This is a genomic window from Salmonella sp. SJTUF15591 (genome assembly GCF_043356435.1).
In the GTDB taxonomy this organism is placed as follows: Bacteria; Pseudomonadota; Gammaproteobacteria; order Enterobacterales; family Enterobacteriaceae; genus Salmonella; species Salmonella enterica.
The window spans coordinates 31,546-52,084 of the sequence record NZ_JBEUJO010000008.1 but is presented as its reverse complement, the minus strand read 5'-3'; the positions used below and the strand labels follow the sequence as shown (position 1 = coordinate 52,084).

Sequence of the window (20,539 nt, the reverse complement as noted above, 5' to 3'; positions counted from 1 at the left end):
TGTTTCTGGACGTTCTCTTTTACAATTTCGCAAACACCCGACGCGCGGCGTCAATAGTATTATTAATGTCGTCCATGCTGTGTGCGACCGACATAAAGCCCGCCTCAAACGCCGATGGCGCCAGATACACGCCTTCCTCCAGCATCAGGTGGAAGAAACGCTTAAAGCGTTCCACGTCGCACGCCATCACGTCCTGATAGCAGGTTACGCTCTCAGCGTCGGTGAAGAAAATCCCGAACATGCCGCCGACATGGTTAACCACCAGCGGAATATTCGCTTCTTCGGCAGCTTCCAGCAAACCTTCCGCCAGACGGGTGGTGAGCTCATCCAGCGTTTCATGAATGCCGGGTTGGGCGACTTCATTCAGGCAGGCGAAACCGGCCGCCATCGCAATCGGGTTGCCGGAAAGGGTGCCAGCCTGGTAAACCGGGCCCGTCGGCGCCAGCGCATCCATTACATCGCGACGACCGCCAAACGCGCCTACCGGCATCCCGCCGCCGATGATTTTACCCAGACAGGTCAGGTCAGGCACGACGCCGTAGTAATCCTGGGCTCCGGCCAGTGCTACGCGAAAACCGGTCATCACTTCGTCGATAATCAGCAGTGCGCCGAACTCATCGCACAAGGCGCGCAGACCTGGCAGGAATTCCGGCAGCGGCGGGACGCAGTTCATATTGCCCGCCACGGGTTCGACGATGATACAGGCAATTTCCTGCGGATATTGTTCAAACGCCGCGCGCACTGACGCCAGATCGTTATAAGTGCAGGTCAGAGTATGTTTCGCGAAATCTGCCGGCACGCCCGGCGAGTTCGGCTGACCAAGCGTCAGCGCGCCAGAACCGGCTTTGACCAGCAGGCAGTCTGCGTGGCCGTGGTAGCAGCCTTCGAATTTGATAATCTTATCGCGGCCAGTAAAACCACGCGCCAGGCGAATAGCGCTCATGGTCGCTTCGGTGCCGGAGTTCACCATGCGCACCATGTCCATGGTCGGCACCAGGTTGGTGACCAGTTCCGCCATTTTCACTTCCATTTCGGTTGGCGCGCCGAAGCTTAAACCGCGCTCCGCAGCTTCGATCACCGCATTGCGGATAGCCGGATGGTTATGCCCCAGTACCATTGGCCCCCAGGAACCGACATAGTCGATATACGCTTTGCCATCGACATCATAAAGATACGCGCCGTCCGCTTTTTCGATAAACAGCGGGGTGCCGCCCACGCCAGTGAAGGCGCGAACAGGGGAGTTCACGCCGCCGGGGATCAGCTCGCGGGCCGCGCTATAGAGATTTTCAGACTTACTCATGGAAAGATTCCTGGTTCGTAGAAAAAGTGAATACCCGCTATTCTAAGTTATTCAGAGAAGGTTATGAAAGTTTTACGCATTTGAAACAATACGATTTGCAGGGGATTTTCGCGGCGTTGGCGAGTAGAATGCCGACTTTAGATTTGTATTACCAATTAATGATCTTCTGATGAAAACAGACACTTCCACCTTTTTAGCTCAGCAAATTGTGCGTTTACGGCGCAGAGATCAGATTCGCCGGTTAATGCAGCGGGATAAAACGCCGCTGGCCATCCTGTTCATGGCGGCCGTTGTCGGCACGCTTACCGGACTGGTTGGCGTCGCCTTTGAAAAGGCGGTTTCCTGGGTACAAAACATGCGCATTGGCGCGCTGGTTCAGGTCGCGGACCATGCGTTTTTGCTTTGGCCGCTGGCCTTTATCCTTTCGGCGTTACTGGCGATGGTCGGCTACTTTTTGGTGCGAAAATTTGCGCCGGAAGCCGGCGGCTCGGGTATCCCGGAAATTGAAGGCGCGCTGGAGGAGTTACGTCCGGTGCGCTGGTGGCGCGTGTTGCCAGTGAAATTTATCGGTGGGATGGGAACGTTGGGCGCAGGAATGGTATTAGGGCGCGAAGGGCCAACGGTGCAAATCGGGGGCAACCTGGGGCGCATGGTGCTGGATGTTTTTCGTATGCGCAGCGCCGAAGCGCGGCATACGTTGCTGGCGACCGGCGCGGCGGCGGGGCTCTCTGCGGCGTTTAACGCGCCGCTGGCGGGTATCCTGTTTATTATTGAAGAGATGCGCCCGCAGTTTCGCTACAACCTGATTTCGATTAAAGCGGTGTTTACCGGCGTCATCATGTCGAGCATTGTGTTCCGCATATTTAACGGCGAAGCGCCGATTATTGAAGTCGGCAAACTGTCTGATGCGCCGGTTAACACGCTGTGGTTATACCTTATCCTCGGTATTATTTTTGGCTGCGTCGGGCCGGTATTTAATTCGTTGGTGCTGCGTACCCAGGATATGTTTCAGCGCTTTCATGGCGGCGAAATTAAAAAATGGGTGCTTATGGGCGGCGCGATCGGCGGCCTGTGCGGTATTCTGGGGTTGATTGAGCCGGAAGCGGCAGGCGGCGGATTTAACCTTATTCCTATCGCCGCGGCAGGTAATTTTAGCGTCGGGCTACTGCTGTTCATCTTTATTACCCGGGTGGTCACGACGCTGCTTTGCTTTTCTTCCGGCGCGCCGGGGGGCATTTTCGCCCCGATGCTGGCGCTGGGAACGCTGCTTGGTACGGCCTTCGGTATGGCGGCGGCAGTGCTTTTCCCGCAGTATCACCTGGAGGCCGGTACCTTTGCGATTGCCGGGATGGGGGCGCTGATGGCGGCGTCGGTGCGCGCCCCGCTGACGGGGATTGTGCTGGTGCTGGAGATGACCGATAACTATCAGCTCATTTTGCCAATGATTATCACCTGTCTTGGCGCGACACTATTAGCCCAGTTTTTGGGCGGGAAACCGTTATACTCAACCATCCTGGCGCGCACTCTGGCGAAGCAGGATGCGGAACAGGCGGCGAAAAACCAGAATGCGCCTGCGGGCGAGAATACTTGAACGAATTACCAGGGTATTAGATAATGACTGCCAATATTGGGTGAAAATTTATCCAATTACCGATGTCGTTTGGAGCAAAATATGAGTGATGACGTAGCGCTGCCGCTGCAGTTTACCGACGCAGCAGCGAATAAAGTAAAAAGTCTTATCGCTGACGAAGATAACCCGAATCTGAAATTGCGCGTGTATATCACCGGCGGTGGTTGCAGCGGCTTCCAGTATGGTTTTACCTTTGACGATCAGGTTAACGAAGGGGATATGACCATCGAAAAACAGGGCGTTGGCCTGGTGGTTGACCCGATGAGTTTGCAGTATCTGGTGGGTGGTTCGGTCGATTATACCGAAGGCCTGGAAGGTTCCCGCTTCATTGTAACCAACCCGAATGCGAAAAGTACCTGCGGGTGTGGCTCTTCCTTCAGCATTTGATTGTTGTTCGTTGTGCCGGATGGCGACGCGAGCGTCTTATCCGGCCGACAGGAAAGATGTTCCAGGCCCGATAAGCGTAGCGCCATCGGGCAAAACAATATCAACGTCCGTTTTCATCCAGTGCAAACGTCGGCAATTTCAAATGCCAGCGAATGGCCGCCAGTCGAATGAACAGCGTGACCACCATACCCATCATGCTGGCGCTTTCCAGCGGTACTGAAAACGTATAAAACGCGGTGGCGTGAACAATCCCGCCGATAATACAGGCCGTGGCATAGATTTCGGTGCGTAGGATCATGGGGATCTCGCGTGCCAGAACATCGCGAATAATCCCGCCGCCGACGCCGGTAATCACGCCCATACAGACAGCCACTAATGGCCCCGTTTCAGCGAGGAAGGCTTTATTCACCCCAATGCCGACAAATACCGCCAGCCCGACCGCATCCAGTACCGGCAACATCCATTTCGGCAGACGTCTTGGCTGGCGAACCAGCAGGATGGTCAGCATACTGGTGACCATGGCGACGACCAAATCGGTAGGATCTTTAACCCAGAATACCGGGCCGTTATCCAGCGCCATATCGCGGATTGTCCCGCCGCCGACGGCAGTAACGACGCCGAGCACCAGGACGCCGAACGGGTCCATACGTAATTTCCCGGCCAGCAACACGCCAGAGATAGCAAATACAGCCGTGCCTACAATATCCAGCCAATAGACGAGCATTGTCGAATCCCCACTGGGAGCCTGGTAAGACAGGCTCTAATTCACCTGTGAAAGCGCATTACAGAGTTGTTTTGCGGCGAGGATAATACGCGGGCTTGCGCGTTCAAACCAGTCGCTGTTAAGCGGAATAACCGGAATTTTTAACAGGTTTCCCCAGTATTGTTCAATTTTGAGAATTTCGCCCGCTTTTCCGGCCACGATAATGGCCTGGGGATGCCTTGCCAGCACCTGTTCACGGCTGACTTGCGGCCACGGCACGCGGCTGTCAGCAAAGACGTTTTCTCCACCGCAGGTCGTCAAAACCTGATGTTGAATAGACCCTTTACCACTGGTAAACAGAGGATTCATGCCAAACTGAAGAAAGACGCGCTTTTTAGCTTTACCGGCATACTCGGCGTTGAGCGCGGCGTACTCGTTTAGCAATGTCTGCGCTGCCTGCCGAGCCTTTTCCGGCTGCGGGCTCCAGGCGGCCAGTTGACGGAGCGTGTCGGCGATCTGTTCGATGGTTACCGCGTCCACCCACATGACCTTAATACCTAATGACGTCAGTTGGTTTACCTGGCGTTCCGCATTACCGCCGCGCCAGGCGACGACCAGATCCGGCTTCAGCGCCACAATGCGTTCCAGATTCATTCCCTGCCAGGTAGAGACCTGTTCTATTTTTTGCGCTTCGGGCGGGTAGTCGGAATAGCTGCTGACGCCAACGGGCGTAATCCCGGCGGCAAAAGCGAGCTCCGTATTGGCGGGAGAGAGGGTAATGACGCGCGGCGCAGCGTAAAGCCACACCGGGAGCGTAAGCAGCAGGGCGACCAGCGCCCTGAACATTTGCTTAGCCATGCGCCAGTTTCTGTACCAGCGTTTCGACCATCAGAGTCGACTGTTTCGCCGCCACCGCGAGGAATTTGTCAAAGCTGAGGTGCGATTGCTGATCGGCCACGTCAGAAATAGCGCGTACCACCACGAACGGCACGTTGAAGTTATAGCAGACGTGTGCGATAGCGGTGGCTTCCATCTCTACGGCGACCGCGTCGGGGAAGTTATGCCGAATTTTTGCCAGCCCGACGGAGCCGTTAATAAACGCGTCGCCGCTAACAATAAGGCCGCGTACCGCGTTCAGATTCAGCTCCCTGATGCAGGATTCCGCGGCGGCGATCAGTTTGTCATCGGCCTTAAATCCGGCCGGACAGCCCGGTAATTGCCCGTATTCATAGTCGAAAGCGGTCACATCAGCGTCGTGGTAACGCGCTTCGTCAGAGACGACGATATCGCCGACCTTCAGCGTGGACGCCAGACCGCCTGCGGAACCGGTATTGATGATCACGTCCGGTTTGCAGTGCTCCAGAAGCAACGTTGCGCCCAGCGCCGCCGCGACTTTACCGATACCGGATTTCAGCAACGCCACTTCGGTGCCATTCAACTGGCCGGTGTAAATTTCGCAGCCGCCTAGCGTAATCGTCTGACGGTTGTCAATTTTGTCACGCAGCAGCGTAACTTCTTCTTCCATTGCGCCAATGATGCCGATTTTCATAGATTTACTCGCGATAAGTCAGTTTTGAGGGCATAGTTTATCATGCGCTTATGGGGAAGCGCATTTCTCAGGCGGGGAGAGAATATGGCATCGATCGATTTCCGAAATAAAATTAACTGGCATCGTCGTTATCGTTCACCGCAGGGCGTAAAGACGGAACATGAGATCCTGCGGATTTTTGAAAGCGATCGCGGGCGGATTATCAACTCTCCGGCTATACGCCGTTTGCAGCAAAAAACGCAGGTTTTCCCGCTGGAGCGCAATGCCGCGGTGCGTACTCGCCTGACGCATTCAATGGAGGTGCAGCAGGTAGGGCGTTATATCGCGAAAGAGATTTTAAGCCGCCTGAAAGAGCAAAACCGACTGGAGGAGTACGGTCTGGACGCGCTGACCGGTCCCTTTGAAAGTATTGTGGAAATGGCCTGCCTGATGCACGACATCGGTAATCCGCCGTTCGGTCATTTTGGCGAGGCGGCGATCAATGACTGGTTTCGTCAGCGGCTGCATCCGGAAGATGCGGAAAGTCAGCCGCTCACGCATGATCGTTGTGTGGTTTCCTCGCTACGGTTACAGGAAGGCGAAGAAAATCTGAACGATATTCGCCGCAAGGTACGTCAGGATATCTGCCATTTTGAAGGCAATGCACAGGGAATTCGTCTGGTGCATACGCTCATGCGGATGAATCTTACCTGGGCGCAGGTTGGCGGAATTTTAAAATATACCCGTCCGGCATGGTGGCGAGGGCCGGTGCCGGATTCCCATCGCTATTTAATGAAGAAACCGGGCTATTATCTTTCTGAAGAGAAGTATATTGCGAGGTTACGTAAAGAACTTCAGTTAGCGCCTTACAGTCGCTTTCCATTAACGTGGATTATGGAAGCCGCAGATGATATTTCTTATTGTGTCGCCGATCTTGAAGACGCGGTAGAGAAAAGAATCTTTAGCGTTGAGCAGCTTTATCATCATTTATATCACGCGTGGGGCCACCATGAGAAGGATTCGCTGTTTGAGCTGGTGGTAGGAAATGCGTGGGAAAAATCACGCGCCAATACATTAAGCCGCAGTACCGAAGATCAGTTTTTTATGTATTTACGGGTAAATACATTAAATAAACTGGTGCCCTATGCCGCTCAGCGTTTTATTGATAATTTGCCGCAGATTTTTGCCGGTACCTTCAATCAGGCGTTACTGGAAGATGCCAGCGGTTTTAGCCGCCTGCTTGAACTCTATAAGAATGTGGCGGTTGAACATGTGTTTAGCCATCCGGATGTAGAACAGCTTGAACTACAGGGATACCGGGTGATCAGCGGATTATTAGATATCTATCAGCCGCTATTAAGCCTGTCGCTTAACGACTTTCGCGAGCTGGTGGAAAAAGAACGGTTGAAACGCTTCCCCATAGAATCGCGCTTATTTCAGAAACTTTCTACGCGCCATCGTTTGGCCTACGTGGAAGTCGTCAGTAAATTACCCACGGATTCGGCGGAGTACCCGGTACTGGAATATTATTATCGCTGTCGGTTGATTCAGGATTATATCAGCGGGATGACTGACCTTTACGCATGGGATGAATATCGGCGTTTGATGGCGGTCGAACAGTAAATGGACTTTTGTAAAGATGGACAATAAATTTTTACTTTTTCCAGAAACTTTATTCCGGAACTTCGCGTTATAAAATGAATCTGACGTACACAGCAATTTTGCGTTACCTGTTAATCGAGATTGAAACACATGAAAAAAACCACATTAGCAATGAGTGCACTGGCTCTGAGTTTAGGTTTGGCATTGTCGCCTCTGTCTGCCACGGCGGCTGAAACGTCCTCTTCAGCAATGACTGCCCAGCAGATGCCAAGCCTGGCACCGATGCTCGAAAAAGTGATGCCATCGGTGGTCAGTATTAATGTAGAAGGTAGCACCACGGTGAATACGCCGCGTATGCCGCGTAATTTCCAGCAGTTCTTTGGCGATGACTCCCCGTTCTGCCAGGACGGTTCTCCGTTCCAGAATTCTCCGTTCTGCCAGGGCGGCGGCAACGGCGGTCAACAGCAGAAATTCATGGCGCTGGGCTCCGGCGTAATTATTGACGCCGCGAAGGGCTACGTCGTCACCAACAACCACGTGGTTGATAACGCCAGCGTGATTAAAGTACAGCTTAGCGATGGACGTAAATTCGATGCTAAAGTGGTGGGCAAAGATCCGCGTTCTGATATCGCGCTGATTCAAATTCAGAATCCGAAGAACCTGACGGCGATTAAGCTGGCGGACTCCGACGCGCTGCGCGTGGGGGATTATACCGTCGCTATTGGTAACCCGTTTGGTCTGGGCGAAACGGTGACGTCAGGTATCGTTTCGGCGCTGGGGCGTAGCGGCCTGAACGTAGAAAATTACGAGAACTTTATTCAGACCGACGCCGCGATTAACCGTGGTAACTCCGGCGGCGCGCTGGTGAACCTGAACGGTGAGCTGATCGGTATTAACACCGCGATTCTGGCGCCGGACGGCGGCAACATCGGTATCGGCTTCGCTATCCCCAGTAACATGGTGAAAAACCTGACGTCGCAGATGGTGGAATACGGTCAGGTGAAACGCGGCGAACTGGGGATCATGGGGACTGAGCTGAATTCCGAATTGGCGAAAGCGATGAAAGTCGATGCCCAGCGTGGCGCGTTCGTCAGCCAGGTGATGCCGAATTCGTCCGCGGCGAAAGCGGGTATCAAAGCCGGGGATGTCATTACCTCGCTGAACGGTAAACCGATCAGCAGCTTTGCGGCGCTGCGCGCTCAGGTCGGCACTATGCCGGTCGGCAGCAAAATCAGCCTCGGTCTGCTGCGTGAAGGTAAAGCGATTACGGTTAATCTGGAACTGCAGCAGAGCAGCCAGAGTCAGGTTGATTCCAGCACCATCTTCAGCGGGATTGAAGGCGCTGAAATGAGCAATAAAGGCCAGGATAAAGGCGTTGTGGTGAGCAGCGTGAAAGCGAATTCACCCGCCGCGCAAATTGGCCTCAAAAAAGGTGATGTGATTATCGGCGCTAACCAGCAGCCGGTGAAAAATATCGCCGAACTGCGTAAGATTCTCGACAGCAAACCGTCGGTTCTGGCGCTGAATATTCAGCGTGGTGATAGTTCTATTTATTTGCTGATGCAGTAATCACCTTTGTCCCCCTTCCTCCATGGAAGGGGGCAACACTTTTCTGTGAAACCCCCCACAACTCCATACTTATTTGCACCGTTTTGTGCATTTGCACAATGTCGAGACCTGTCATCTTCCTTATGCTTGTGCTCTGCTCACAGGAGGGATTTATGGCTGGCTGGCATCTTGATACCAAAATGGCGCAGGATATCGTGGCGCGCACTATGCGCATCATCGATACCAATATCAACGTAATGGATGCCCGCGGGCGTATTATCGGCAGCGGCGATCGGGAACGTATTGGTGAATTGCACGAAGGCGCGCTGTTAGTACTGTCGCAAGGCCGGGTTGTGGATATCGACGACGCCGTGGCGCGACACCTGCACGGGGTGCGTCAGGGGATTAATCTTCCCTTACGCCTTGAGGGCGAAATTGTCGGCGTGATCGGCCTCACCGGCGAACCAGAGCATCTGCGTAAATATGGTGAACTGGTGTGTATGACTGCCGAAATGATGCTGGAGCAGTCGCGGTTAATGCACCTTTTGGCGCAGGATAGCCGTTTGCGCGAAGAGCTGGTGATGAACCTGATTCAGGCCGAAGAAAATACGCCGGCGCTGGTGGAATGGGCGCAGCGTTTGGGGATCGATTTGAACCAGCCGCGTGTGGCGGCGGTGGTGGAAGTCGACAGCGGCCAGCTTGGCGTCGATAGCGCAATGGCGGAACTTCAGCAGTTGCAGAATGCGCTTACCACGCCGGAGCGTAACAACCTGATAGCCATTGTTTCTCTCACCGAGATGGTGGTACTCAAACCCGCCTTAAACTCGTTTGGTCGCTGGGATGCTGAAGATCATCGTAAGCGCGTAGAGCAGCTTATCTCGCGCATGAAAGAGAATGGTCAGCTACGTTTTCGCGTGGCGCTGGGCAATTACTTTACCGGGCCGGGCAGTATTGCACGCTCATACCGCACGGCGCGCACCACGATGATGGTCGGCAAACAGCGGATGCCAGAAAGCCGCAGCTATTTTTATCAGGATTTGATGCTGCCGGTTCTGTTAGATAGCCTGCGTGGCGGCTGGCAGGCCAATGAGCTGGCGCGCCCGCTGGTAAAACTCAAAGCGATGGATAACAACGGGTTATTACGTCGGACGCTGACGGCGTGGTTTCGCCATAATGTCCAGCCGCTGGCGACCTCTAAGGCGCTGTTTATTCATCGTAACACGCTGGAATATCGGCTAAATCGTATTTCGGAACTGACCGGGCTGGATTTGGGAAATTTTGACGATCGGCTGTTGCTGTATGTGGCGCTACAATTGGATGAACAGCGTTAAGCCCGGCGGCGCTACGCTTATCAGGCCTACGGGGATATATCTGTAGGCCGGATAAGGCGTAACACGTCGCCATCCGGCAACACACAGCTTACTTACGGGTAAGCTTGTCCAGATCGGCTTCGATTTCACTGATCTTATTCGCGACGACGCTTTCCAGATGGCGCAAGTCGTCGAGGATCTTACGTTTGAGATCGAGTTCTGAGCGGTCGCGCTGGCAGATTTGGTCCAGCTCGTCAATCACATAGCGTAGGTTAGGGCTAATCTCCTGTACTTCTTTATAACCCTGACCGATGCCATCGGCCACCACCGTTTTACGCTGGCGTGGATACTTAAACTTCACGCTTTTAGCAAAGAATTCACCTCTATCCTTTTGAAAATAGATTTTCAGGATATCGTTATTGGCTTCTTGCCGCAGGCTGTAACGATCGATTTCCTCAGGATTGGTAATGCCCAGACTTTTTAGATTGTCATACATAGCGGTATCCTTCATCACACTATAACTTTTGAATAATTAACGAAAAATTGGTTTTTCGCCACCAATGTATACAAAAAAAGCGCGGTTGATCGCAGAAGACGTCTCGGCAACGTCATGAGCAAAAGGGCGACGGTTATTGATAGCTTAAGTAATTCAACGCGATATTCCGTTTATAGAGAAAGCGTTTGAAGTCAGTGTGGGAAATTGACCGGAGGCAGTGGTCGATAACCTTGAGAGGCGGAGTCTATGTCCGGAACGTATAATGCTACTATTCGCCGGGTGGTGGTTTCCGCCTGGATAGGAAACTCCATTGAATATTATGATTTTCTATTATACGGCCTGGCAAGCGCGCTGGTATTTGGCCCGCTTTTTTTTCCTGGCGCCAGCCCATTGACTGCAACGTTATCTTCTTTTGCCAGTTTCGGCGTGGGATTTATCTCCCGGCCGCTGGGCGCGCTATTTTTTGGCAACAGGGGAGATACGCTTGGGCGTAAAAACACGTTATTAATTACGTTAGGGGGGATGGGCGCGGTCACGTTTCTCATCGGTTGCCTGCCTTCTTACGCCAGTATCGGCGCGCTGGCGCCTGCTTTACTGGTTATTCTGCGTTTTCTACAGGGATTTATGGTTGGAGGCGAATGGGGAGGCGCCATGTTGATGGTCGTGGAATATGCTGCTGGAAAGCACCGGGGGCGGTTAAGCGCGCTATCGCAAACAGGAGGACTCACGGGACAATTATTGGCGACAGGCGTATTTATAGTCGTGACCCAATTACCGCAGGAGGCGTTGTTATCGTGGGGATGGCGTATTCCTTTTCTGCTCAGTGCGCTTTTGGTGTTGCCTGGATTATATATGCGTCATCGTCTGGATGAGACGCCTGTCTTCCGTGCGTTTAAAAAGCAGCAGGCCATTAATCATAGGCAGCAAAGAGAAGAAAGGCCGGTGGTCAAAGTGGTACGAGAACAATGGCGTAGCATTTTGCTGATTATAATTCTGCGTTTTGCGGAAAGCGTTCCCTTTTTTCTTGCTACCGTCTTCGCGGTTTCCTGGGCGACGACGCAGCTTGGGATTGCCAGCCTGACTATTCTGTACATTGTAATGTTCACCTGTCTGCTGGCGTATCCCATGCACGTGCTATTTGGCATCATGTCGGATCGGCGTGGCTGCCGTCAGGTGTATATTTTCGGCGCGCTTTTTGTCGCGGCAATGGCTTTTCCCTTTTTCTGGCTGCTGGAAAGCCGTTCGCTCATACTGATGACAATGGGCTACGTTTTGCTTATTAACATTGGTCATAATTCACTGAATGCCGTGCAACCTTCTTTTTTCGCCGGACTGTTTCATCCGCCTGTACGCTACAGCGGTTCATCAATTGGCGCTCAGTTGGGGGCGGTTGTGGCAGGGGGATTCACGCCGTTTATCGCTAAAGCGTTAAGCGCAGTCTATGATAACAGTTGGACTTTGGTTGCCGGTTATGTCGTTTTGACTGCGCTGGCTTCGGCGTTTGCGGCAAAGATTGCGCCGGAAACCGTGTTACCGCATTCGCCGTAATGCAAAGGGGGGCTGTCGCCCCCGCTTTTCACTCGCTTAATCAATAGTGCGCAATAATTCGTTAATGCCCACTTTACCACGCGTTTTGGCGTCGACTTTTTTCACGATCACCGCGCAGTACAGACTGTACTTGCCGTCTTTTGACGGCAGGTTGCCGGAAACGACCACGGAGCCCGCCGGTACGCGGCCATAGTGAACTTCACCGGTTTCGCGATCGTAGATTTTGGTGCTCTGGCCGAGGTATACCCCCATGGAAATGACGGAACCTTCTTCGACAATGACGCCTTCCACGACTTCAGAACGCGCGCCAATAAAGCAGTTGTCTTCAATGATGGTCGGGTTAGCCTGCAACGGCTCCAGTACGCCGCCGATACCTACGCCGCCGGAAAGGTGAACATTTTTACCAATCTGCGCGCAGGAACCCACCGTCGCCCAGGTGTCAACCATGGTACCTTCGTCAACGTAGGCGCCGATGTTAACGTAAGACGGCATCAGCACGGTGTTGCGGGCGATAAATGCGCCCTGACGAACGGCCGCAGGCGGAACGACGCGGAAGCCTTCTTTCTGAAAACGCGCTTCGTCGTAATCAGCGAATTTCATCGGGACTTTATCGAAGTAGCGGCTTTCCGCACCGTCGATAACCTGGTTATCGTTAATACGGAAAGAGAGCAGAACCGCTTTCTTCAACCACTGGTGAGTGACCCACTGACCGTCGATTTTTTCTGCGACACGCAGCGCGCCGGAATCAAGTAGAGAAATGACCTGGTTTACCGCCTCTCGGGTCACGGTATCTACATTAACCGGCGTAATATCGGCGCGGCGCTCAAAAGCGGTCTCAATAACGTTCTGTAACTGCTGCATTGTTAAACTCTTTCATATAAATAAACACACTACCCTTTATCGTTTGGATTGAGGGCCGCTGTCAACCGTTGTTGTACCTCAAGTTGCAGCACATTATTAAGTGCGCGCCGATCCGCTGTGGCGATTATGAATAAATCTTCTACTCGTTCACCAATGGTTGTAATTCGGGCGCCATGAAGCGAAATTCCCAGATCGGCAAAAATTTGTCCGACCCTGGCCAGCAGACCTGGTTGATCGAGCGCGATCAATTCCATGAATGATTTTCTGTCGGTATGGGTGGGCAGAAAATTGACTTCCGTTTCGACCGTAAAGTGCCGTAACTTTGCCGGTTGCCGACGCGGCTGCGGCGGCTGCCAGCTACGCTGCGTAATGGTCTGTTCAAGACCGGTGCGAATAACGTCATGGCGATCCGCCGCCAGCGGGCTGCCGTCTGGTTCCAGAACGATAAACGTATCCATTGCCATGCCGTCGCGAGTGGTAAAGATCTGCGCGTCATGGACGCTTAAATTACGCCTGTCCAGCTCGGCGCAGACGGCGGCAAACAGATAGGGTCTGTCCGGACTCCAGATAAAAATTTCGGTTCCGCCGCGCGTGGCCTGCGGACTGAGCAACACTAACGGTTGGCGCAGATCGTGCTGCAATAAATGGCGTGCGTGCCAGGCGAGCTGATTTGGACTATGACGAACAAAATAGTTAGCGCGACAGCGGGTCCAGATTTTATGCAGCGCGGCTTCATCAATATTGTCCATTCGCAGCAGCGCCAGCGCCTGAAGCTGATGGTGACGCACGCGCTCACGCATATCCGGCGTATTTTGCATTCCACGCCTGAGCTGTTTTTCAGTGGCGAAGTACAGCTCGCGCAGCAGGCTCTGTTTCCAGCTATTCCACAAGGTTTCGTTGGTCGCGCAGATGTCCGCGACGGTCAGGCAGACCAGAAAACGCAGCCGTGTTTCGGTTTGCACCTCTTCGGCGAACTGCTTGATGACTTCCGGATCCTGGATGTCGCGGCGCTGGGCGGTGACTGACATTAGCAGGTGTTGGCGCACCAGCCAGGCGACCAGTTGCGTTTCGCGTGAGTTCAAACCGTGCAGTTCGGCGAAGGTGAGTACATCCTGCGCGCCCAGTACGGAATGGTCGCCGCCGCGTCCTTTCGCAATATCGTGGAACAGCGCGGCGATCAGGATCAGTTCCGGATGGGGAAGCCGCGGCCAGAGATCGACGCATAGCGGATGGCGCTGGCGCGTCTCTTCTTTTGAAAAGCTCTCCAGTTTGAGCATTACGCGGATAGTGTGTTCATCCACCGTGTATGCGTGGAACAGGTCAAACTGCATTTGTCCGACGATGTGCGACCACTGCGGCATATAAGCCCACAGTACGCTGTGGCGATGCATGGGCAGCAGGCCGCGGCTGACCGCGCCGGGATGGCGTAGCATACTCAGAAACAGAGTGCGCGCCTCCGGGATGTAACACAGCGGTTGGCTCAGGTGGCGGCGGGCGTGGCGCAAGTGGCGTAACGTCGTAGAGTAGATGCCGGTGATCGCGCTATTGCGCACCATCATATAAAACATGCGCAGGATCGCTTGCGGTTCGCGGATAAACAGCGTGTCGTCACGCAGATCAATAAGCGTGCCGCGCAGTTGAAACTCATCGTCAACAGGACGTGGTTTTTCATCCGCAGGCAGCGCCAGAATCGCCTCGTCAAATAGCTGAAGCAGCATCTGATTAAGTTCGCTCACCCTGCGCGTAACCCGGAAGTAGTCTTTCATCATCCGCTCAACCGGATCGTTGCCCTCGCCGCTGTAGTTAAGGCGTTGAGCGACGCTTAACTGGCGGTCGAACAGCAGGCGGTTATCGTAGCGGCTGACCACCAGATGTAGCGCAAAGCGAATGCGCCACAGGATATGCAGGCACTCGTTGAGCTCCGCGCGCTCAGCCGGGGTTAAAAAGCCGAATCCCACCATCTCATCGAGCGAGGTAGCGCCGAAGTGACGTCGGGCGACCCACTGCAATGTATGGATATCGCGCAGGCCGCCGGGGCTGCTTTTAATATCCGGCTCCAGATTATAGCTGGTACCGTGATAGCGCTGGTGGCGTTGGTTCTGCTCTTCTACTTTGGCGGCGTAAAATTTGTCGGACGGCCAAAAGCCTTCGCTGAAAATATGTTTTTGCAGTGCCAGAAACAGAGCGACATCACCGATCAGCAGGCGCGTTTCGATGAGGTTTGTTGCAACGGTTAAATCAGACAGACCTTCCAGCAGACACTCTTCCAGCGTACGTACGCTATGCCCGACATCCAGCTTGACGTCCCATAATAAAGTCAGCAGCTCGCCGACCTTTTGCGCCTGTTCATCGGGCAGCTTTTTGCGGCTTAAAATGAGCAGATCAATATCGGAAAGCGGATGCAGTTCGCCGCGTCCATAGCCGCCGACGGCGACCAGCGCCAGATCGGCAATCTGACCGAAACCGGCCTCAATCCACAGGCGTTGCAACAACTGGTCGATAAATTCGGTTCGGGCTTCAATAAGCTGTTCAGCACAAATGCCGCTGTCAAATGCCTCTCCCAGCCAGTGTTGAAAGATGTCGATGCGGGCTTTGATACCGGCGACGGTCAGTTCAGCGCGCGGCCAGACGCCAGGGTTTTGCGGCTGGTCAGGGAGGGTGGGGAGTGCGGTATTCGCGTGCTGTTCAGGAAGAGTATTCATATGCGCCACCCATTAAAAAGCCGGATGGTGGCGTGAACGCCTTATCCGGCCTACGTATTTACTCTTCATCCTTCAAGTTGCTTCTACGTTGGCTGCGCTCGTTCACTCCAGTCACGTACTTATGTACGCTCCTGAAGATTCACTCTCTTGCCGCCTTGAGGCAACTCGAATGATTTTGAGTAAAGGTGTAATTTGTAGGCCTGATAAGATGCGAAGGCATCGCCATCAGGCAAAACATTATTCGTCGTGTGTGATGATCGCCGGGATGGTGTCATCTTTACGCAGCGTCAGAATTTCACAGCCGTTTTCCGTTACCACAATAGTATGCTCGTACTGAGCAGACAAGCTGCGGTCTTTGGTTTTTACCGTCCAGCCGTCTTTCATGGTGCGGATACGGTAATCCCCGGCGTTCAGCATCGGTTCAATGGTAAAGGTCATGCCAGGCTGCAACACGACGCCGCCATCGTCTGCATCATAATGCAGCACCTGCGGTTCTTCATGGAAGCCGCGACCAATACCGTGTCCGCAGTATTCACGTACCACGGAGAAACCTTCGCCTTCGGCATATTTCTGGATGGCGGCGCCAATGGTGCGCAGGCGGATGCCCGGTTTCACCATTTTGATGCCCAGATACAGGCTCTCTTGCGTGACGCGGCACAGACGCTCGCCCAGAATGGTCGGTTTGCCGACGATAAACATCTTCGAGGTATCGCCGTGGAATTCATCTTTAATCACGGTCACGTCGATGTTGACGATATCACCATCTTTCAGATGTTTAGCGTCATCCGGAATGCCGTGGCACACCACTTCATTAATAGAGATACAGACGGATTTCGGATAGCCGTGGTAGCCGAGGCAGGCGGAGATCGCGTGTTGTTCGTTAACGATGTAATCGTTACAGATACGGTCCAGTTCGCCGGTGGTGACGCCCGGTTTGATATACGGTTCGATCATTTCCAGCACTTCGGCTGCCAGACGGCCCGCGACGCGCATTTTTTCGATGTCTTCAGATGTCTTGATAGAGATAGCCATGAATTCTGTCCATCAGTGCCGATGATTTCGGCAATAATTGTGTAAGTGCTGACAATGGTATCAGTCAGGGGTGTACCCTGCCAAATTGAGAATCATTCTGAACTTCGCCTTTCGTGCCACAGGTGCGTTGGCGACATTTTTTCACCCCAGTCACTTATTGGCCGTAAGCTCCCGGGGATGCAAAAATTTGCCGCCTGCCTGTAACACGAAATTCATCGTTCAATTCAGCATTGAGTGCCAACAATTATTGGTGTCGGTGGCGTATTTGTGGTATAAAGCGCGCCGGACTTCCGATCCATTCGAAGACTACACACGATGGACGGGAGCGACAAATCTCACTTTGTGTAACAACACACACGTATCGGCACATATTCCGGGGTGCCCTTTGGGGTCGGTAATATGGGATACGTGGAGGCATAACCCCAACTTAATCTATAGAGGTTTTAAATCATGGCAACTGTTTCCATGCGCGACATGCTCAAGGCTGGTGTTCACTTTGGTCACCAGACCCGTTACTGGAACCCGAAAATGAAGCCTTTCATCTTCGGCGCGCGTAACAAAGTTCACATCATCAACCTTGAGAAAACTGTACCGATGTTCAACGAAGCTCTGGCTGAACTGAACAAGATCTCTGCTCGTAAAGGTAAAATCCTTTTCGTTGGTACTAAACGCGCTGCAAGCGAAGCGGTGAAAGAAGCTGCTAACAGCTGCGACCAGTTCTTCGTGAACCATCGCTGGCTGGGCGGTATGCTGACTAACTGGAAAACAGTTCGTCAGTCCATCAAACGTCTGAAAGACCTGGAAACTCAGTCTCAGGACGGTACTTTCGAAAAGCTGACCAAGAAAGAAGCGCTGATGCGTACTCGTGAGCTTGAGAAACTGGAAAACAGCCTGGGCGGTATCAAAGACATGGGCGGTCTGCCGGACGCTCTGTTCGTTATCGATGCTGACCACGAGCACATTGCTATCAAAGAAGCGAACAACCTGGGTATCCCGGTATTTGCTATCGTTGATACCAACTCTGATCCGGACGGCGTTGACTTCGTTATCCCGGGTAACGATGACGCAATCCGTGCTGTTAGCCTGTACCTGGGCGCTGTCGCTGCAACCGTTCGTGAAGGCCGTTCTCAGGATCTGGCTTCCCAGGCGGAAGAAAGCTTCGTAGAAGCCGAGTAATAAGGCTTGATAACTCCCTAAAATAGTTCGAGTTGCAGGAAGGCGGCAAGCTCGAGAATTCCCGGGGGCTTACATCAGTAAGTGACTGGGATGAGCGAGTGAAGGCAACGCGCCTGCGGCTCGAAATATGAAGGGGAGAGCCCTTATAGACCAGGTAGTATCACGTTTGGTTAGGGGGCCTGTATATGGCCCCCTTTTTCACTTTTATATCTGTGCGGTTTGATGCCGGGCAGATCAAATCTTTCGAGGATTTTAGAATGGCTGAAATTACCGCATCCCTGGTAAAAGAGCTGCGTGAGCGTACCGGCGCAGGCATGATGGATTGCAAAAAAGCGCTGACTGAAGCGAATGGCGACATTGAGCTGGCAATCGAAAACATGCGTAAGTCCGGCGCTATCAAAGCGGCGAAAAAAGCAGGCAACGTGGCTGCTGACGGCGTAATCAAAACCAAAATCGACGGCAACGTCGCTTTCATTCTGGAAGTTAACTGCCAGACTGACTTCGTGGCTAAAGATGCTGGCTTCCAGGCATTTGCTGACAAAGTGCTGGACGCCGCTGTTGCTGGCAAAATCACTGACGTAGAAGTTCTGAAAGCACAGTTCGAAGAAGAGCGCGTTGCTCTGGTAGCGAAAATTGGCGAGAACATCAACATTCGTCGCGTCGCTTCCCTGGAAGGCGACGTTCTGGGTTCTTACCAGCACGGTGCGCGCATCGGCGTTCTGGTTGCCGCTAAAGGCGCTGACGAAGAGCTGGTTAAACAGCTGGCGATGCACGTTGCGGCAAGCAAGCCGGAATTCGTTAAGCCGGAAGACGTGTCTGCTGACGTGGTAGAGAAAGAGTACCAGGTACAGCTGGACATCGCGATGCAGTCCGGTAAGCCGAAAGAAATCGCAGAGAAAATGGTTGAAGGCCGCATGAAGAAATTCACCGGTGAAGTTTCTCTGACTGGTCAGCCTTTCGTCATGGAACCGAGCAAATCTGTTGGCCAACTGCTGAAAGAGCACAACGCTGACGTGACTGGCTTCATCCGCTTTGAAGTGGGCGAAGGCATTGAGAAAGTCGAGACTGACTTTGCAGCAGAAGTTGCTGCGATGTCTAAGCAGTCCTGATTTTCCTGAGGAGCCGCCTGAGGGCGGCTTCTTTTTGCGCCTCTCTTGTAAAATCAGCCGACGCCTGGCGTCTGCGCTGAAATGCGACGTACAATGTCGCCGGAATTAACTCATATCAATCGTTGACAGTCTCAGGAAAGAAACATGGCTACCAATGCAAAACCCGTCTATAAACGCATTCTGCTTAAATTAAGCGGCGAAGCTCTGCAGGGTACGGAAGGCTTCGGTATTGATGCAAGCATACTGGATCGTATGGCTCAGGAGATCAAAGAACTGGTTGAACTGGGTATTCAGGTTGGTGTGGTGATTGGCGGTGGTAACCTGTTCCGTGGCGCGGGTCTGGCAAAAGCGGGGATGAACCGCGTTGTGGGCGACCACATGGGCATGTTGGCCACCGTCATGAACGGCCTGGCAATGCGTGATGCGCTTCACCGCGCCTATGTGAACGCCCGCCTGATGTCGGCAATTCCTTTAAACGGCGTGTGCGACAACTACAGTTGGGCCGAGGCGATTAGCCTGCTGCGTAATAACCGTGTTGTGATTCTGTCTGCAGGTACGGGTAACCCGTTCTTCACTACCGACTCTGCGGCCTGTCTGCGCGGGATCGAAATTGAAGCGGATGTCGTACTGAAAGCGACCAAAGTGGATGGCGTATTCACTGCCGATCCGGCAAAAGATCCTTCCGCGACCATGTACGATCAGCTGACCTACAGCGAAGTGCTGGATAAAGAGCTGAAAGTGATGGATCTGGCGGCGTTCACGCTGGCTCGTGACCACAAACTGCCGATTCGTGTTTTCAACATGAATAAACCGGGCGCGCTGCGTCGTGTGGTGATGGGCGAAAAAGAAGGGACGTTAATCACGGAATAATTCCCGTGAGCGCCAAATACGGGTAAGATTCTGTTCTATTGACGGGTCTTATTACCTGGCAGAAATTAAACGAGACTATACTTAGCACATCTTTGTATTGTGTGACCGTCTGGTCTGACTGAGACTAGTTTTCAAGGATTCGTAACGTGATTAGCGATATCAGAAAAGATGCTGAAGTACGCATGGAAAAATGCGTTGAAGCGTTCAAAACCCAAATCAGCAAAGTGCGCACGGGTCGTGCTTCTCCCAGCCTGCTGGATGGTATTGTCGTAGAATACTATGGCACTCCGACCCCGCTGCGCCAGTTGGCAAGCGTAACGGTAGAAGACTCCCGTACCTTAAAAATTAACGTGTTTGACCGTTCTATGGGGCCAGCCGTTGAAAAAGCGATCATGGCGTCAGACCTCGGTTTGAATCCAAGCTCTGCGGGCACCGACATTCGCGTTCCGCTGCCGCCGCTGACCGAAGAACGTCGTAAAGATCTGACGAAAATTGTCCGTGGCGAAGCGGAGCAGGCGCGTGTCGCCGTTCGTAACGTCCGCCGTGATGCGAACGATAAAGTAAAAGCTCTGCTGAAAGATAAAGCGATCAGTGAAGATGACGATCGTCGCTCTCAGGAAGAAGTACAGAAAATGACCGACGCGGCAATTAAGAAAGTTGATGCGGCGTTGGCAGATAAAGAAGCAGAACTGATGCAGTTCTGATTGATCTGTACGCAGATATAAACTCATTCCACC

At 53.1% G+C, this 20,539-nt stretch carries 18 protein-coding genes; 10 read left to right on the top strand and 8 right to left on the bottom strand.

Annotation, left to right across the window (positions count from 1 at the left end):
* Positions 1–19: 19 nt before the first annotated feature.
* Positions 20–1,300 carry a glutamate-1-semialdehyde 2,1-aminomutase gene (gene hemL / locus ABVM99_RS18020; RefSeq protein ID WP_000045249.1) on the bottom strand — a complete coding sequence of 427 codons (1,281 nt, stop codon included), beginning with the start codon at positions 1,298–1,300 and terminating at the stop codon, positions 20–22.
* A 169-nt stretch (positions 1,301–1,469) separates the two neighbouring features.
* On the opposite strand from hemL, the gene clcA reads away from it, so the two are divergent.
* The gene (clcA, locus tag ABVM99_RS18015) at positions 1,470–2,891 is read left to right on the top strand and encodes a H(+)/Cl(-) exchange transporter ClcA (protein WP_000845430.1); all 1,422 of its coding nucleotides are present in this window, start codon (positions 1,470–1,472) and stop codon (positions 2,889–2,891) included.
* Positions 2,892–2,972: 81 nt separating this feature from the next.
* Complete coding sequence (gene erpA, locus ABVM99_RS18010) at positions 2,973–3,317, top strand: iron-sulfur cluster insertion protein ErpA (protein ID WP_001278668.1); 345 nt, start codon at positions 2,973–2,975, stop codon at positions 3,315–3,317.
* 100 nt (positions 3,318–3,417) lie between these two features.
* Here the strand turns inward: erpA and ABVM99_RS18005 are convergent, their stop codons facing one another.
* Genes ABVM99_RS18005 through mtnN form a run of 3 tightly spaced genes read right to left on the bottom strand, consistent with a single transcriptional unit; the run spans position 3,418 to position 5,569 of the window.
* Positions 3,418–4,041, bottom strand: coding sequence for a TRIC cation channel family protein (locus ABVM99_RS18005; RefSeq protein ID WP_000964234.1), 624 nt, complete (start codon positions 4,039–4,041; stop codon positions 3,418–3,420).
* A gap of 36 nt (positions 4,042–4,077) precedes the next feature.
* Positions 4,078–4,878 (bottom strand): vitamin B12 ABC transporter substrate-binding protein BtuF, encoded by an 801-nt coding sequence (btuF, locus tag ABVM99_RS18000; RefSeq protein WP_023195591.1) that lies wholly within the window; start codon positions 4,876–4,878, stop codon positions 4,078–4,080.
* Complete coding sequence (gene mtnN, locus ABVM99_RS17995) at positions 4,871–5,569, bottom strand: 5'-methylthioadenosine/S-adenosylhomocysteine nucleosidase (protein WP_023195592.1); 699 nt, start codon at positions 5,567–5,569, stop codon at positions 4,871–4,873. The genes btuF and mtnN overlap by 8 nt, the downstream gene beginning before the upstream one ends.
* An 84-nt stretch (positions 5,570–5,653) precedes the next feature.
* Between mtnN and dgt the strand changes: the two genes are divergently transcribed.
* The 3 genes from dgt to cdaR all read left to right on the top strand — a co-directional run bounded on the left by dgt (position 5,654) and on the right by cdaR (position 10,029).
* The gene (dgt, locus tag ABVM99_RS17990; protein WP_000146450.1) at positions 5,654–7,171 is read left to right on the top strand and encodes a dGTPase; all 1,518 of its coding nucleotides are present in this window, start codon (positions 5,654–5,656) and stop codon (positions 7,169–7,171) included.
* Positions 7,172–7,300: 129 nt separating this feature from the next.
* Positions 7,301–8,719 carry a serine endoprotease DegP gene (degP, locus tag ABVM99_RS17985; RefSeq protein WP_023166208.1) on the top strand — a complete coding sequence of 473 codons (1,419 nt, stop codon included), beginning with the start codon at positions 7,301–7,303 and terminating at the stop codon, positions 8,717–8,719.
* Between the two features lie 152 nt (positions 8,720–8,871).
* Positions 8,872–10,029: a DNA-binding transcriptional regulator CdaR gene (cdaR, locus tag ABVM99_RS17980; RefSeq protein ID WP_000929420.1), complete on the top strand. Its 1,158-nt coding sequence runs from the start codon at positions 8,872–8,874 to the stop codon at positions 10,027–10,029.
* Between the two features lie 88 nt (positions 10,030–10,117).
* On the opposite strand, the gene ABVM99_RS17975 is transcribed toward cdaR, so the two are convergent.
* Positions 10,118–10,504, bottom strand: a complete 387-nt coding sequence (locus ABVM99_RS17975; RefSeq protein ID WP_000272193.1) for a DUF3461 family protein — start codon at positions 10,502–10,504, stop codon at positions 10,118–10,120.
* Between the two features lie 246 nt (positions 10,505–10,750).
* Between ABVM99_RS17975 and ABVM99_RS17970 the strand changes: the two genes are divergently transcribed.
* Complete coding sequence (locus ABVM99_RS17970) at positions 10,751–12,052, top strand: MFS transporter (RefSeq protein WP_000017195.1); 1,302 nt, start codon at positions 10,751–10,753, stop codon at positions 12,050–12,052.
* Positions 12,053–12,088: 36 nt separating this feature from the next.
* Here the strand turns inward: ABVM99_RS17970 and dapD are convergent, their stop codons facing one another.
* The 3 genes from dapD to map form a co-directional block, all read right to left on the bottom strand.
* Entirely contained in the window at positions 12,089–12,913 is an 825-nt protein-coding gene (dapD, locus tag ABVM99_RS17965) for a 2,3,4,5-tetrahydropyridine-2,6-dicarboxylate N-succinyltransferase (RefSeq protein ID WP_001186676.1), read from the bottom strand.
* A gap of 29 nt (positions 12,914–12,942) precedes the next feature.
* Positions 12,943–15,615: a bifunctional uridylyltransferase/uridylyl-removing protein GlnD gene (gene glnD / locus ABVM99_RS17960; RefSeq protein ID WP_052938322.1), complete on the bottom strand. Its 2,673-nt coding sequence runs from the start codon at positions 15,613–15,615 to the stop codon at positions 12,943–12,945.
* A gap of 237 nt (positions 15,616–15,852) precedes the next feature.
* On the bottom strand, positions 15,853–16,647 hold the full coding sequence (map, locus tag ABVM99_RS17955; protein ID WP_001018214.1) for a type I methionyl aminopeptidase: 795 nt from the start codon (positions 16,645–16,647) through the stop codon (positions 15,853–15,855).
* A 450-nt stretch (positions 16,648–17,097) separates the two neighbouring features.
* Here map and rpsB point away from each other — a divergent pair, with 450 nt between their 5' ends.
* The 4 genes from rpsB to frr all read left to right on the top strand — a co-directional run bounded on the left by rpsB (position 17,098) and on the right by frr (position 20,506).
* Entirely contained in the window at positions 17,098–17,823 is a 726-nt protein-coding gene (rpsB, locus tag ABVM99_RS17950) for a 30S ribosomal protein S2 (protein WP_000246886.1), read from the top strand.
* Positions 17,824–18,080: 257 nt separating this feature from the next.
* The gene (gene tsf, locus ABVM99_RS17945) at positions 18,081–18,932 is read left to right on the top strand and encodes a translation elongation factor Ts (protein WP_000808106.1); all 852 of its coding nucleotides are present in this window, start codon (positions 18,081–18,083) and stop codon (positions 18,930–18,932) included.
* 144 nt (positions 18,933–19,076) lie between these two features.
* Complete coding sequence (gene pyrH, locus ABVM99_RS17940) at positions 19,077–19,802, top strand: UMP kinase (RefSeq protein ID WP_000224567.1); 726 nt, start codon at positions 19,077–19,079, stop codon at positions 19,800–19,802.
* A gap of 146 nt (positions 19,803–19,948) precedes the next feature.
* Complete coding sequence (gene frr / locus ABVM99_RS17935) at positions 19,949–20,506, top strand: ribosome recycling factor (protein WP_000622423.1); 558 nt, start codon at positions 19,949–19,951, stop codon at positions 20,504–20,506.
* Positions 20,507–20,539 lie beyond the last annotated feature (33 nt).